The sequence below is a fragment of the Bradyrhizobium sp. 1(2017) genome, assembly GCF_011602485.2.
In the GTDB taxonomy this organism is placed as follows: domain Bacteria; phylum Pseudomonadota; class Alphaproteobacteria; order Rhizobiales; family Xanthobacteraceae; genus Bradyrhizobium.
Window position 1 is genome coordinate 4,952,543 of the sequence record NZ_CP050022.2, and the last position, 13,295, is coordinate 4,965,837.

The following is a 13,295-nucleotide window of genomic DNA, read 5'->3' on the forward strand; positions in this document are numbered from 1 at the left end:
GAGACCTGTCTAGCAGACACACCACCGCATCCTCGCGGCGGTTTTCGCCCGAGTTTTGCTTCCGTCTTGCTCCCTCTCCAAACAGAGGGCGCAGGGAAGACCGGGTGCCGGCTGGGCACCCACGGTCCGCTGTGCGCGAATGCGCGAAGAACAGATGCACAGCGGCATACAGGTGGAGCCAAACATCCGGCCTTCCCTGCGCAGTGGTTTGACGGCTTATGTCGTGCTCTCCCCGGGGAGCGTTGCACTATTGCCCCCGTCGCCCTGCGGATGACCGCAAGACTTGACGCACAGACCCCGGGCGTCAGGACCACACGATTTTGCCGTACGCGAGACCGCGCCCGTCGTGCCGCGAGACAACCGCTCGCGTGACGCAGCCCGCGCCCACCGCCGCTCACCCCGCGTTTCGTGACGGTCGCGATACGCCCCTTTGACTGGGATGAGGTGGCGCACCGATACGACAATTCCGAATTTCGGTAAAGCGGAATATCTTTATGCGCGGGACTTGACCCGCCGCATGGGTGTTTTGCCCGACGGGCAACACCACGGATGTTGCCGTAGGGTGGGCAAAGGCGCAACGCGCCGTGCCCACCATCTCGCCGAGATCGATCCCACAGACGTGAGCACGCTTCGCTTTGCCCACCCTACGGCACTCCCCTACTCCGCCGCGATCTGCCTCGGGGCCGGCGGCGGGCTCGCCAAATCGGCGGCGAGCTGGGCGTAGCGGGCCTTGGCGTCGTGCACCGCCTTCTCCTTCACCGGACCGTAACCACGGATGCGATCGGGCAGTGACAGCAATTCGACCGCGGTGTCGACGGTGACCGGCGACAACAGGCCGAGCACGGTGGCGACGTCCTTCTCATAGCCGGCGATCAAATCGCGCTCGAGCTTGCGGTCGGCGCTGCGGCCGAAGACGTCGAGCGGGGTGCCGCGCAGGAACTTGAACTTCGCCAGCACGCGAAAGACCTTCAGCATCCACGGCCCGAAAGCGCGCTTCTTCGGGCGGCCAAGGGCGTCAACGCCGCGCGCCAAAATCGGCGGGGCCAGATTGAAGTTGAACTTGAAGTCGCCCTCGAACTGGTCGCGGAGCTGCTGCTCGAAGGCGCCGTCGCTGTAGAGGCGTGCGACTTCGTATTCGTCCTTGTAGGCCAGCAGCTTGGCGTAGTTCACCGCGACCGCGCGCGGCAGCGCATCGCCGTAGCCGCCCTTCTCCGCGGCCTCGCGGATCTGGTCGACCAGCTTGCGATAACGCTTGGCGAGGCGATTGTTCTGATAGGCAGCCAGGTGCTTGGCGCGATGCTCGATGACCTCGTCCAGCGTCATCGCATCCAGGGACTTGGGCGCAACGACCTCGTCAGTCCCCTTCAGCATGTCGGCAAGACGCTTGGGATCGGCGACCGCGAGGCGGCCGAGGCGGAAGGCTTCCTTGTTCATCTTGATCGAGACGCCGTTGACCTCGATCGCCTGCTCGATCGCCTCCGCCGACAGCGGGAACAGGCCCTTCTGATAGGCATAGCCCATCATCATCATGTTGGTGGCGATGGAGTCACCCAGCAGTTGCTCGGCCGGCTTGGTGAAGTCGAAGAACGCGGACTCCTTGTGCAGCGCAGTTTCCAGAAGCCCGTTCAGCTTGCGGGTCTGGAAATTGAAGTCGCGGTTGAGGACGAAGTCGGCGGTCGGGATGACGTGGCTGTTGATGATGCCGCGGGTGCGGCTGGAGTCGCAGAGCGAGATCGTGTCCTTGGCGACCGCAACCACCTCGTCGGCTGCGAGCACGAGATCGGCCGTGCCGGTGACGATGCGCGAGCAGGTCACCTCCGCCGGATGATCCGAGAGGCGGACATGGCTGAGCACCGCACCGCCCTTTTGCGCCAGACCGGACATGTCGAGGATCATCGAGGCCTTGCCCTCGATGTGGGCGGCCATGCCGAGCAGCGCGCCGATGGTGAGCACGCCGGTGCCGCCGACGCCGCCGACCGCGATGTTGTAGGGCTTGTCGAGTGTCGGGCGTGAGGCCGGCTCAGGCAATGCGCCGATATCAGCAAGCTCCGCCGGCGCACGGTGGCGCGGCTTGCCGCCGTCCACGGTGACGAAGGATGGGCAGAACCCCTTCACGCAAGAATAGTCCTTGTTGCAGGACGACTGGTTGATGGCGCGCTTGCGACCGAACTCGGTTTCCAGCGGCTCGACCGAGATGCAGTTCGACTGCACCGAGCAATCGCCGCAGCCTTCGCAGACCGCCGGATTGATCATGACGCGGCGCGCCGGATCTTCCATCAGGCCGCGCTTGCGGCGGCGGCGTTTTTCGGCCGCACAAGTCTGCACGAACACGATCGCCGAGGTGCCCTTGTATTCGCGGCACATCTTCATGACGTCTTGCAATTCGTCGCGATGATGCAGCTTCACTCCGGGCGCGATGGTGCTGGCCGGATATGAATCGGGATTCTCCGAGACCAGGTAGATCTCCCGAATGCCTTCGGCGTGGAGCTGGAAGGTGATCTGCTGCGGCGAGAGATCGCCGTCATGGCGCTGACCGCCGGTCATAGCGACGGCGTCGTTGTAGAGGATCTTGTAGGTGATGTTGGTCTTGGACGCGACCGCCTGCCGGATCGCCAGAAGACCTGAGTGGAAATAGGTGCCGTCGCCGAGATTGGCGAAGATGTGGTTCTCGTTGGTGAACGGCGCGATGCCGACCCAGGGCACGCCCTCGCCGCCCATATGCGTGAACGTCTCGGTCGATCGGTCCATCCACAGCGCCATGAAGTGACAGCCGATGCCGGCGAGCGCGCGGCTGCCTTCCGGGACCTTCGTCGATGTGTTGTGGGGACAGCCTGAGCAGAAATACGGGGTGCGGGAGACCGGCGCGACCGCCTGCATCTGGGTCGCCTGGCGGCCGTTGAACCAGTCGGCCTTGACGCGGAGCATCTCCGCGATTTCAGGGTTGAGATCAAGTCGAAGCAACCGTTCGGTCAGCGAGGTCGCGAGCGAGGCGACGCTGAGCTCGGCGGCGAAGGTCAGGAACCGCTTGTCGTGCTCGTCCATCTTGCCGACGATGCGCGGGCGCACGTCGTCGCGCCAGTTGAACAACACCTGCTTGACCTGGTTCTCGACGATCTCGCGGCGCTCCTCGACGATGAAGATCTCTTCGAGGCCGACGGCGAATTGATGCACGCCTTCCGGCTCCAGCGGCCAGGGCATGCCAATCTTGTAGAGGCGCAGACCGATCTTGGCGGCGACCTCCTCGGTGATCCCGAGCTCGCGCAGCGCCTGCCGCACGTCCTCATAGCTCTTGCCCGACGCCATGATGCCGAAGCGGGCGTTCGGCGAATCCATGGTGACGCGATTGACCCTGTTGGCGCGCGCGAAGGCGATCGCGGCAAAGCCCTTGTAGTCCTGCAGGCGCCGGTCCTGCTCGAAGCGGTCGTCGGGCCAGCGCAGGTTGAGGCCGCCGGGCGGCAGCTCGAAATCCGCGGGAATGATGAACGGCTTCATCTCGTCGGTGAGGTCGATCTCGGCGGTGGTCTCCACCGTCTCCGTGATCACCTTCATGCCGACCCAGCAGCCGGAATAGCGCGACATCGCGATGCCGAGCAGGCCCATCTCGATCATCTCGTGGATGCTCGAGGGGTAGAGGTACGGCATCAGCGCCGACATGAAGGCATGGTCGGATTGATGCGGGACGGTCGAGGATTTGGCACCGTGGTCGTCGCCGGCGAGACACAGCACGCCGCCGTTCTTGGCGGAGCCGGCGGCATTGCCGTGGCGGAACACGTCCCCGCAACGGTCGACGCCGGGGCCCTTGCCGTACCAGATGCCCACGACGCCGTCATATTTGGCGCCGGGCGAGAGGTTGAGCTGCTGCGAGCCCCAGACGGCGGTCGCCGCCAGATCCTCGTTCACGCCCGGCTGGAACTTGATGTTGTACTGCTCGAGATGCTTGCGGGCGGCGAAGAGCTGCTGGTCGTAGCCGCCGAGCGGCGAGCCGCGATAGCCGGAGATGAAGCCCGCGGTGTTGAGGCCGTTGGCGCGGTCGCGCCGGATCTGGGCCATGGGCAGACGGACCAGGGCCTGGATGCCCGTGGTGAAGACGTGTCCGGTTTCCTGGGTGTATTTCTGATCGAGACTGATCGGACCCTGGTTGATGCCCATGCTGTCCTCTTTCCACGCCCTGTTCAGGTTTTGCCGCTTAAGCCGTTGCCTGCCCGTTGTTTTTAGCTAGGGCGCGCCGACCACCTGCGCCACTCTATGTCGGATATTTAACGCTCCGCATCACAATTCTGGACCAAAGCGGGCGCCGGGTAGAAATCGCAATTTCGTGGCCTGAAACACGCTGGGCATTTTCAATTTGTGTCACCATACCCCCGCCGTCGCGAAATGAATCGACGCGCCCCTGTGGTGCGTCGACGGCGATTGGTCGCAGGAGAGGCCTTCGATGCGGACGATTCTGGTTGTCATCGCATTGTGCAGTGCGGTTGCGAATGCGGCCTTCGCCGCTGCGCCGTCGCCGGAGCTGATCGCCTATGGCAAGGCGCTGGTCGAGGCCGGCGACTGCGCGGGCTGCCACACCGCCGATCCGGCCAAGCCGTTCGCGGGCGGAAAGCGCATCGATACGCCCTTCGGCGCGATCTATGCGCCGAACCTGACCCCGGACCGCGACACCGGGATCGGCGCCTGGGCCGATGCCGACTTCACCCGCGCCTTGCGCTATGGCGTCGCGCCCGATGGCTCGAACTATTATCCGGCGTTTCCCTATCCCTATTTCACGCGGATGACGAAGGACGACACGCTGGCGATCCGGGCCTATCTCGGGACGCTGGCGCCCGTCGCCAGCCGCAACAAGCCGCCTGAGCTGCGCTGGCCCTTCGGCTATCGCGGCCTGATGCGGGTCTGGAACTATCTGTATTTCAAGCCCGGCCTGTTCGAGCCGGACCAGAGCAAGAGCGCGGCCTGGAATCGCGGCGGCTATCTCGTCACCGGGCTCGGCCATTGCGGCGCCTGCCATACGCCGAAGAATTACTTCGGCGCGGACAGGCTGGCGCAGGCGCTGTCGGGCAGCGAGGTCGGCTTCTGGTACGCGCCCAGGCTCGACGGCGCCGGCCGCACCGGGCTGAAGTCGTGGAGCGCCGGAGACATCACCGAATATCTGCAAAGCGGGCGCAACGCCAGGAGCCATGCCGGCGGGCCGATGGCCGAGGTGATCGTCAATTCGACCTCGAAGATGAGCGATGCCGATGTGCGCGCGATCGCGGTCTATTTGAAGAGCCTGCCTCCGGCGCGGCGCGAGACGATCGTCACGCCGCCCGACGATGCCGAGATGAAGGCGGGCCAGGCGGTCTATGCAAAGCTCTGCGTCGCCTGCCATGAGGTCGACGGCACCGGCAGCCCGCGGATCTATCCGCCGCTGCCCGGCAACGCGCTGCTGCAATCGATCAATCCATCCTCCACCTTGCGCATCATCCTCGACGGCGCCCACACCGTGACGACGCCGCGCGCGCCCAACACCGGCGAGATGCCGGCCTATGCCAAGCAATTGTCCGACGACGAAATTGCGGCAGTGACGAACTACATCCGCAATTCCTGGGGCAATGCGGGCCTGCTGGTGACGCCGGCGCAGGTAGCGAAAGCGCGTAAGGAGTAGCCGCAGCTCACCGCCGCCTGCTTTTTGTGGAGCTACCGCTCCTCATCGCCGGTGAACACGAATTTCGGCATCTCCCATTTGTAGCGCACCGCCAGCAGGCGGAAGCTGATGCCCAGCACGAAGGTCAGGATGGTCCAGAGCTCGGCGTTGAGCTTGAGGCCGAAGGCGGTGGCATAGAACAGACCGGTCACCACCGAAACGCTGGCGTAGAGCTCGGAGCGAAACAGCAGCGGGACGTCGTTGCAGAGCACGTCGCGCAACACGCCGCCGGCGCAGCCGGTCACCATGCCCGAGACGATGACGATCGGCAGCGAGGCACCCGTCTGCCAGGCAACGTCGCAACCGGCCATGGTGAAGACGACGAGCCCGATGGCGTCGAGCACGATGAAAGCGACTTTCAGCCGGTGCACGAGACGCGCGATCAGGATGGTGAGGAAGGCTGCGCCGCCGGCCAGCGCGAGATAGATCGGATTGGCGACCCAGGCCAACGGATAATGCCCGAGAAAGAGATCGCGCAGCGTGCCGCCCCCAAGCGCGGTGATGCAACCGAGGAAACAGACACCGAGCCAGTCCATGCTGCGCCTCCCCGCAGCAAGCGCGGCGGTCATGCCCTGCGCGGCCACGGCGACCAGGGATAGGAAGTGCAGCACGGTATCGCTCGGCGGCAGGCTCCACATTGTTCCCTCCTCACCCTGTTGGAACCCACGCCGGCGGTTCCCAATGGAACAGGTTCCCGATTCCCGGGACAAGGGCAACATGCGACGAAAGCATTGGGGAGCCCGGAACAGAATCTCGCATCCACGGGTTGTCCAGCCGCAATAAACGAGGAGACCAATGATGGCTGACGAGCGTTTTCCCAACGATCCGTATCGCCCGAACCTCGCCGACGATGAGTATGCTCGCGCGGCGCGTCGGGATGCTGAACTCCAGGCCGATCCCGAGCTGGGCGAAGGCCCCGCCTCCAGCGGCAAGGTCGCGATGTTCGCCGTTGCGATTGCCCTGGTGCTGGGTGCCGTATTCTACGGCCTGAACAACACCAGCACGAACAACCAGGCCAGCAACGCACCCGCTTCGCAGACCGCACAGACGCAGCCGACCAATCCGGCGGCGCCTCCGGCCGTGCGTGACGTGACGCCGCGTAGCAACACCGAACCGGGCGTGACCACGGGCGCGGCGCCGAGCAAGCCGGCTGCCCCGGCTCCGGATATGCCAGCTGCAAAGCCGGCGCCGGATGCGCAGACACCGTCTGAGGGCGCGAAGTAACGCAACGGAAGTGACGCAACGACTGTCATCGCCCGGCACGACGTACGCCCGCTGTAGCGGGGCATGACACCGAGAGAATTCGCGAGCGGCGGGATGCAACATCCCGCCGCTTTCGTTTGGCTAGCTGAACATCTTGTTGAGCTCGCCGCCGGAGTAGCCGCCTCCGAGCTCCGTGAAGGTCCCCTGCTCCGCCATCTCCTTTGCCGCGCGCATGAAACCGCCCCACGCGGCGCGGGCCAGCGAGCCGCCGACGCTGATCCGGCGTACGCCGAGATCGGCGGCTTCCTGCAGCGACAGGCCGGGGCCGCCGATCAGGAGATTGAACGGCTTCGGATGCACCGCCTTCACCACGGCCGTGATGTCCTCGCGGCTCTTCAGGCCCGGTGCGTACAGGCAGTCGGCACCGGCGTCCGCGTAGGCCGTCAGGCGGTCGATGACCAGCTTGAGGTCGGTGACACCCCACAGATAGGCTTCGCAGCGGCCGACCAGCAGCGTGCCGCTGTCTCCGATCGCCTGGCGCGAGGCCTTGATCCGCTCGACCGCGAGCGCACGATCGTAGAGCGGCTTGGCCTTTTCGCCGGTGGAATCCTCGATCGACAGGCCGGCAACGCCGGTGCGCACGCAGCGCTCGACATTGCCCGCAACCATGTCCGGCTCGACCGCAAAGCCGCCCTCGAAATCCGCGTTCACGGGAATGTCGACCGCCGAGCTCAATGCTGCCAGATGCTGACAAACTTCCTCGACCGCGACGCGATTGTCGGCCTTGCCGATGGTCCAGGCAAAGCCCGCGCTGGACGACGCGATCGCCTTGAAGCCGAGATGCTGCAACGCCTTCGCGCTGCCGACGTCGACCGGATTGGGCAGGATGAAGCAGCCGCGCTCGTGCATCTTCCTGAAAGTCGCGCGCTTGTCCGCGGTCGTGACGTGCATGTTGTTTCTCCCTTGTTGGCCGCGCAGACATAGGCGCGCTGACCCGGGCTTGCTAGTGCGCGTCGTGCACCGCCCGGCTGTCCTTCGGCGCCTCGTTCCGATCCGTCATGCCGTAGTCACGGATGACGCTGGCGATCCGCAGATGATAGTCGGCGAAGATCTTCGCCCTGCCCTTGGCCTGGGTGCGCCGATGTTCCATCGTGTTGCGCCAGGCCTCGACCGCCGCCTCGTCGCGCCAGAACGACACCGACAGGATCTTGCCTTTCTCCGTCAGGCTCTCGAAACGCTCGACCGAGATGAAGCCGTCGATGGTTTGCAGGAGCGGCTTCAGGTCGGCCGCGAGGTCGAAATAGTCCTGGCGGTGTTCCGGCTTCGGCCAGACTTCGAAGATCACGGCGATCATGGACGTCTCCTGCTAAACGATGTCGTGGCCTACAATACCACTTTGCGCAGGAAGGTGCGCTCTTCCGCGAGGATGAACTTGTTTTCCTCGGCGAAATGAAAGTTCGCCATGCCTTCGGAATCCTGCCGCAGCCGCGCACGATAGGCTTCGTAGGCGGCCAGGCTCTCGAAGGCAATGAGTGCGAAGGCGATGTTGTTGGTGCCCTCATGCGGCATGAAATAGCCGATCAGGTCCCCGCCGCATTTCGGGATGATGGTGAGCCAGCGCTTCGAATATTCCTCGAACTGCGCGCGCTTGAACGGATCGAGCTGATAGCGGATGAAGACGGTGACGGACATGGTGGCTCCTGATTTCTCGTCGATAACGCAAAGCGACGCCGTCGCCGCGAAAGCAGTCTGGATTGCTTCGCCGCGCTCGCAATGACGTATTTGCAGAGACACGCTACGCCCTTGCTCGACCGCAATGCTTCGGCTACCATCGAAGCATGAAATCAGGTCCCGACATCGCCATGATCGCTTCGCTGGTCGGCGATCCCGCCCGCGCCAACATGCTCACCGCGCTGATGAACGGCCGCGCGCTGACCGCAAGCGAGCTCGCGCAGGAGGCCGGCATCACGCCGCAGACTGCGAGCTCGCATCTGTCGAAGCTCGAGGCAGGCGGCCTCGTCGAGCCGGAGAAGCAGGGCCGGCATCGTTACTATCGCCTCACCGACGACGACGTCGCCGGCGTGCTCGAAGGGCTCGCGGGCCTTGCCGCGCGCAACGGCCACATGCGCGTGCGCACCGGGCCGAAGGATCCCGCGCTGCGGCGCGCGCGGATCTGCTACGACCATCTCGCCGGCGATCTCGGCGTGCAGATGCTCGACACCATGCGCGCACGGCAGCTGATCAGGCAGAGGAAGCAGGACATCGAGCTCACGGCCGAGGGGGAGCGCTTCCTCGCCAGGCATCTGCAGATCTCGCCTGATATGCTCGCCCATCCGCGCCGCCCGGTGTGCAAGGCCTGCCTCGACTGGAGCGAGCGGCGGCATCACCTCGCGGGCACGCTCGGCGCCGCCATGATGCAGCGCTTCGCCGAGCTCAAATGGGCCGCGCGCGACGCCACGCCCGGCAGCCGCGTCGTGAACTTCACCCGCGCAGGCGAGAAGCAGTTCGCCGCGCTGTTTGGCGACGGCAAGGATTGATCACGGAAACGACGTGGGGTCGCACGTTTGCGTGTGATCGGATGATCTCGTCATGGGCCAGGCTTGACCCGGCCATCCACGTCTTTATGGCCACGGTCATTCCGGGGCGATGCGAAGCATCGAGCCCGGAATCTCGAGGTTCCGGGTTTGCGTCTTCGACGCGCCCCGGAACGACGGCTCCAAACAAGAGACCCCCATGAACCGTATCCTCCCGGCCGCGCTCGCCGCAGTCCTCCTCACCGCCCCACTCGCTTCCGCCAACGCCGCCGACGCCGCGCCGCGCGAACCCTATGGCATCGCGCTCGAAGGTTTTGCCTATCCCTATCCCGTGCACCTCCTGCCGCTCGTCAATGACGGCGAGCAGCTCAGCATGGCCTATATGGATGTGTCTCCCGCGCAGCCGAACGGACGCACTGTCGTGCTGCTGCACGGACGCAATTTCCCGTCGAGCTACTGGGCTCCCGTCATCAAGATGCTGGGCGAGGCCGGTTTCCGTGTCGTGGTGCCGGATCAGATCGGCTTCGGCAAATCGTCCAAGCCGGCCGGTGAGCTCCATTTCGACAATCTGGCGCGCAACACCATTGCGCTGCTCGATCACCTCAAGATCGACAAGGCCGAGGTCGTCGCCCATTCGCTCGGTGGCATGCTGGGCACGCGCATCGCCCGCGCCTATCCCGACCGTGTCGCCCATCTGGTGCTGACCGCACCGATCGGGCTCGAGGACTACCGCCTCTATGTGCCGCCGACGCCGACGGACAAGATGATCGAGACCGAGGACAAGCTCACCGCGGAGGGATATCGCAAGCAGCTCCAGACCAATTATGCGATCAAGCTGCCGCCGGAGGCGATCACCCCGTTCATCGATGCCCGTTTCAACATCAAGGGCAGTCCCGATTATCCGCGCTGGCTGCGCGCCTTCGTCAGCTCCGGCCAGATGATCTATCGCGAGCCGGTGGCGCATGAGATCCCGCTCATCACGGTGCCGACGCTGTTCGTGATGGGCGCCGACGACCACAACGCGCCGGGCCGACCGCTCGCGCCGGAGGCGCTGCGCGCAAGAATGGGGCAGAACGCCGAGCTCGCGAAGGCGCTTGCCGCGAAGATGCCAAATGCGCGAGCCGAAGTGATTCCGGATACCGGCCATCTCGTCTTCCTAGAGGCGCCCGAGAAGTACAGGGAACTGGTGCTGGGCTTTCTCGGCCGCTAGAGCGTTTTCGCGCGAAGTGGCGACCGGTTCGCGCGAAAACACGTCAAAGCCAAAGGATCTAGAGACCGATCAGATTCATCTGAACGGTCTCTAGCGCCATCGCCGTCGCCTGAGGCCGTATGCGGGGAACGTTCATGCCGCATTCAGGTCATGATTGGCAGGTTTGGATCGCGACGTGCCGGCACGTTTCTCCAATTTTAACGTGTCGAATCGTATCTCTTGATTCATTGTGCGCCACAAGCGCCATCCCACTAAGCCTGCCCCCCAGGACGAGAAGGAAGATCAAATGAAATATCTGTTCGCAGCCGTCGTGCTCGCCAGCACGGTCGTCGGGTTCAGCGAGATGGCCAGTGCCGCCGGCGGTTGCGGCCCCGGCTGGTATCGCGGCGCCTATGGCGGCTGCCGTCCGATGCGCGGCGCGGTCGTCGTGCGTCCCGCGCCCGTGGTGGTTGCTCCGGCTCCGGTCGTCGTGGTGCCCCGCGCACGCGTGTGCCCCTACGGCTTCCGCTGGTACGCCGGCCGCTGCCGCCCGATCTGATCTCCTTCGCATTGCAAGATGGCCGCGCGGCATCCGCCTGCGCGGCCATTTTCGTTTTTGAAGCCTTTTTCGTTTCCGTCACCGAATCGGCGTGCCTCCAGAATCGAAACGGGGACCGCCAGCGGCGATCCCCGTCCCATCCGCGAACTTCGCGAGCTTACCAGTGATGACGGCGGTGCCAGCGCCGGCGATGACGCCGCCAATGACGATGGCGCCAGCCCCAGTGGCGATGATGGCCATGCCAATGAACCTGTTCGGGCGTCAGCTTGGCGGCTTCGTCGCTGGTGGTGACTGCGGGATGAGCGTCGGCATTGCCTTGCGGCATGCGGGCGGGATCACCGACCGGCTGCGGAGACAGCGGTGCTGCCTGCGCAGTCGCGGCAAAGGCAGCGGCTCCCGCCGTAATGCCCAATGCAAGTTTCAAAAAGTTCCGGCGCTCCATAATTTTCTTCCTCGTTGGATCATCGTGCCTGTGATGCAGGGGCAGTGTCGCGGCCACGACATGAACCGAAGCTGAATCGCGCGTTCAGACTCACGATGAGCAAGATGAAGAATTCTTAGGCCGGAGATCGCTAGGTCGCGAACGCCTGCGCCAGCACCAGAGTCTCGCGCGTGCGCGTCACATCGGGCCAGTCGCGGTTGAAATCCGCAACGAGCTGCTTCAGGGCGTCGCCCTTGAGCATCGCCGCAAGCTTCGCCTCGTCATCGAATTGATACATCGCCTGATGCACCGAGGGATCGTCCAGGCTCCAGAACCGCAAGGCCTTGCTGACGCCGAAAGCCTTCACCGCGTCGGGCAGATGTTCCCGTTCGTACCATCGGTCGAAGGCAGCGCGCTTGCTGGCATCGGTGACAATGGCGCGGACGACGAAAAACGCAGCAGACATCGGATTTCCTCCTGTTGTTTAGGGCAAGACTAGCCGCTTCGGCGGCCGGCGACAAAAGAGTTCGTGCCGGTGTCGGAACGGGCGCCCTTCGTCCGTCCTTTGCACGAACCAGGACACGGAGACAGCAAAATGGCCGACCTCACCCTGACCACCTTCGATTGGGTTCCCGAGCCGCCGCGAGGCTTCGTGCGCGACCTTCGCGTGCGCTGGGCGCTGGAAGAAGCCGCCTTGCCCTATCGCGTCGCCAGCGCCCCGTTCGACGATCGCGGGCCTCTGCACCTCGCGCACCAGCCATTCGGCCAGGTTCCGTGGCTGACCGACGGCGACGTCTCGATCTTCGAGACCGGCGCGATCCTGCTGCACCTCGGCCAGCGTAGCGATAAGCTGATGCCCTCGGATCCGCGCGGTCGCGCTGAAGCGACGAAATGGGTGTTCGCGGCGCTCAATTCGGTGGAGATGGCCAGCCTGCCCTGGGCAATGTCGAAGTTCATGGGACATCCGACCGACACGCCGGCGTGGAAATTCGTGGACGACTTCTTCAAGCTTCGGCTCAAGCATCTCGAGCCGATGTTGGCCAGCCGCGAATGGCTGGCGGGCTCGTTCTCCGTCGCCGACATCCTGATGGCCGACGTGCTGCGTCCCGCCAATGGCTTCGATGGGCTCGTGGACCATCCGGCCTGCCGCGCCTACCTCGCGCGCGCCACCGCCCGCCCGGCTTTCGCCAAGGCCCACGCCGACCAGATGGCGCATTTCGCGGCGGCGGATAAGGCGCGCTCGCAGGGCGGATGAGCGACAGCGTAATTCGCCACGTCTCGATCCGGTGATGAAGGCTTTGGTGGGTTACGCCGGCGGACCGCGCTTCGCGCGGCCGCGGGCCAACCTACCTATGGCACCGCGTCAGACCAGCTTCAGCGGCGCATCGGTAACCAGGCGGAGATCGATGCTCCCGATCAACGCCGCGCGCTGCGCTTCCGCAGCACTGATGGCCTCGTCCGTCTGCCGCAGCGTGCTGATGTTCGACCCCAGCGAAACGATTCCGCCGAGCACCAAGGCGATCGATCCGAGCGCGGCGGTCTGGCCTGTCCCCAGCAGGCCGAGAATCGTGATCAGCAGCAGCGCGGCCCCGCCGCCGATCGCGATCTTGGAGGCCAGGATGTACTTCCGGCAGCGTTCGGCGATCTCGGCGAGCGCCTCGATCCGATCTTCGATGTCGGAGATTTCGTCGGTCGGATCGTCTTCGGTCATG

General features: G+C 64.8%; 14 protein-coding genes. 6 read left to right on the forward strand and 8 right to left on the reverse strand.

All coding sequences use genetic code 11. From position 1 onward, the window contains the following. Positions 1-657 precede the first annotated feature (657 nt). Positions 658-4,149, reverse strand: coding sequence for an indolepyruvate ferredoxin oxidoreductase family protein (locus tag HAP40_RS23510; RefSeq protein ID WP_166815486.1), 3,492 nt, complete (start codon positions 4,147-4,149; stop codon positions 658-660). Positions 4,150-4,432: 283 nt separating this feature from the next. Here HAP40_RS23510 and HAP40_RS23515 point away from each other — a divergent pair, with 283 nt between their 5' ends. After that, positions 4,433-5,638 carry a c-type cytochrome gene (locus HAP40_RS23515; RefSeq protein WP_166815485.1) on the forward strand — a complete coding sequence of 402 codons (1,206 nt, stop codon included), beginning with the start codon at positions 4,433-4,435 and terminating at the stop codon, positions 5,636-5,638. Between the two features lie 32 nt (positions 5,639-5,670). Here HAP40_RS23515 and HAP40_RS23520 read toward each other — a convergent pair whose 3' ends face one another. Beyond that, positions 5,671-6,315, reverse strand: a complete 645-nt coding sequence (locus HAP40_RS23520) for a trimeric intracellular cation channel family protein (RefSeq protein ID WP_166815484.1) — start codon at positions 6,313-6,315, stop codon at positions 5,671-5,673. A gap of 160 nt (positions 6,316-6,475) precedes the next feature. On the opposite strand from HAP40_RS23520, the gene HAP40_RS23525 reads away from it, so the two are divergent. Next, the gene (locus tag HAP40_RS23525; RefSeq protein ID WP_166815483.1) at positions 6,476-6,901 is read left to right on the forward strand and encodes a hypothetical protein; all 426 of its coding nucleotides are present in this window, start codon (positions 6,476-6,478) and stop codon (positions 6,899-6,901) included. Positions 6,902-7,021: 120 nt separating this feature from the next. On the opposite strand, the gene HAP40_RS23530 is transcribed toward HAP40_RS23525, so the two are convergent. The 3 genes from HAP40_RS23530 to HAP40_RS23540 are packed head-to-tail and all read right to left on the reverse strand — an operon-like array spanning position 7,022 to position 8,572. Continuing rightward, on the reverse strand, positions 7,022-7,831 hold the full coding sequence (locus HAP40_RS23530) for an isocitrate lyase/PEP mutase family protein (protein ID WP_166815482.1): 810 nt from the start codon (positions 7,829-7,831) through the stop codon (positions 7,022-7,024). Positions 7,832-7,883: 52 nt separating this feature from the next. Then, positions 7,884-8,234 (reverse strand): antibiotic biosynthesis monooxygenase family protein, encoded by a 351-nt coding sequence (locus HAP40_RS23535; RefSeq protein WP_166815481.1) that lies wholly within the window; start codon positions 8,232-8,234, stop codon positions 7,884-7,886. A 29-nt stretch (positions 8,235-8,263) separates the two neighbouring features. Beyond that, positions 8,264-8,572, reverse strand: coding sequence for an NIPSNAP family protein (locus HAP40_RS23540; protein WP_166815480.1), 309 nt, complete (start codon positions 8,570-8,572; stop codon positions 8,264-8,266). A gap of 146 nt (positions 8,573-8,718) precedes the next feature. Here HAP40_RS23540 and HAP40_RS23545 point away from each other — a divergent pair, with 146 nt between their 5' ends. From HAP40_RS23545 to HAP40_RS23555, 3 genes are all read left to right on the forward strand, one after another. Then, positions 8,719-9,417 carry an ArsR/SmtB family transcription factor gene (locus tag HAP40_RS23545; RefSeq protein WP_166815479.1) on the forward strand — a complete coding sequence of 233 codons (699 nt, stop codon included), beginning with the start codon at positions 8,719-8,721 and terminating at the stop codon, positions 9,415-9,417. Positions 9,418-9,613: 196 nt separating this feature from the next. Further along, positions 9,614-10,624, forward strand: coding sequence for an alpha/beta fold hydrolase (locus HAP40_RS23550; protein ID WP_166815478.1), 1,011 nt, complete (start codon positions 9,614-9,616; stop codon positions 10,622-10,624). A gap of 286 nt (positions 10,625-10,910) precedes the next feature. Then, positions 10,911-11,162, forward strand: coding sequence for a GCG_CRPN prefix-to-repeats domain-containing protein (locus tag HAP40_RS23555; RefSeq protein WP_166815477.1), 252 nt, complete (start codon positions 10,911-10,913; stop codon positions 11,160-11,162). A gap of 157 nt (positions 11,163-11,319) precedes the next feature. Here HAP40_RS23555 and HAP40_RS23560 read toward each other — a convergent pair whose 3' ends face one another. Next, complete coding sequence (locus HAP40_RS23560; protein ID WP_166815476.1) at positions 11,320-11,604, reverse strand: twin-arginine translocation signal domain-containing protein; 285 nt, start codon at positions 11,602-11,604, stop codon at positions 11,320-11,322. A gap of 130 nt (positions 11,605-11,734) precedes the next feature. Next, positions 11,735-12,049, reverse strand: coding sequence for a hypothetical protein (locus tag HAP40_RS23565; protein WP_166815475.1), 315 nt, complete (start codon positions 12,047-12,049; stop codon positions 11,735-11,737). Between the two features lie 129 nt (positions 12,050-12,178). Between HAP40_RS23565 and HAP40_RS23570 the strand changes: the two genes are divergently transcribed. After that, positions 12,179-12,838: a glutathione S-transferase family protein gene (locus HAP40_RS23570; RefSeq protein ID WP_166815474.1), complete on the forward strand. Its 660-nt coding sequence runs from the start codon at positions 12,179-12,181 to the stop codon at positions 12,836-12,838. A gap of 108 nt (positions 12,839-12,946) precedes the next feature. Here HAP40_RS23570 and HAP40_RS23575 read toward each other — a convergent pair whose 3' ends face one another. Beyond that, positions 12,947-13,294, reverse strand: a complete 348-nt coding sequence (locus HAP40_RS23575; protein ID WP_166815473.1) for a hypothetical protein — start codon at positions 13,292-13,294, stop codon at positions 12,947-12,949. Position 13,295: the final 1 nt, after the last annotated feature.

What these genes read in the sequence shown, in the direction of transcription:
- HAP40_RS23510 (WP_166815486.1), bottom strand. Translation starts at nt 4,149, where the DNA reads ATGGGCATCAACCAGGGTCCGATCAGTCTCGATCAGAAATACACCCAG.
- HAP40_RS23515 (WP_166815485.1), top strand. Translation starts at nt 4,433, where the DNA reads ATGCGGACGATTCTGGTTGTCATCGCATTGTGCAGTGCGGTTGCGAAT.
- HAP40_RS23520 (WP_166815484.1), bottom strand. Translation starts at nt 6,315, where the DNA reads ATGTGGAGCCTGCCGCCGAGCGATACCGTGCTGCACTTCCTATCCCTG.
- HAP40_RS23525 (WP_166815483.1), top strand. Translation starts at nt 6,476, where the DNA reads ATGGCTGACGAGCGTTTTCCCAACGATCCGTATCGCCCGAACCTCGCC.
- HAP40_RS23530 (WP_166815482.1), bottom strand. Translation starts at nt 7,831, where the DNA reads ATGCACGTCACGACCGCGGACAAGCGCGCGACTTTCAGGAAGATGCAC.
- HAP40_RS23535 (WP_166815481.1), bottom strand. Translation starts at nt 8,234, where the DNA reads ATGATCGCCGTGATCTTCGAAGTCTGGCCGAAGCCGGAACACCGCCAG.
- HAP40_RS23540 (WP_166815480.1), bottom strand. Translation starts at nt 8,572, where the DNA reads ATGTCCGTCACCGTCTTCATCCGCTATCAGCTCGATCCGTTCAAGCGC.
- HAP40_RS23545 (WP_166815479.1), top strand. Translation starts at nt 8,719, where the DNA reads ATGAAATCAGGTCCCGACATCGCCATGATCGCTTCGCTGGTCGGCGAT.
- HAP40_RS23550 (WP_166815478.1), top strand. Translation starts at nt 9,614, where the DNA reads ATGAACCGTATCCTCCCGGCCGCGCTCGCCGCAGTCCTCCTCACCGCC.
- HAP40_RS23555 (WP_166815477.1), top strand. Translation starts at nt 10,911, where the DNA reads ATGAAATATCTGTTCGCAGCCGTCGTGCTCGCCAGCACGGTCGTCGGG.
- HAP40_RS23560 (WP_166815476.1), bottom strand. Translation starts at nt 11,604, where the DNA reads ATGGAGCGCCGGAACTTTTTGAAACTTGCATTGGGCATTACGGCGGGA.
- HAP40_RS23565 (WP_166815475.1), bottom strand. Translation starts at nt 12,049, where the DNA reads ATGTCTGCTGCGTTTTTCGTCGTCCGCGCCATTGTCACCGATGCCAGC.
- HAP40_RS23570 (WP_166815474.1), top strand. Translation starts at nt 12,179, where the DNA reads ATGGCCGACCTCACCCTGACCACCTTCGATTGGGTTCCCGAGCCGCCG.
- HAP40_RS23575 (WP_166815473.1), bottom strand. Translation starts at nt 13,294, where the DNA reads ATGACCGAAGACGATCCGACCGACGAAATCTCCGACATCGAAGATCGG.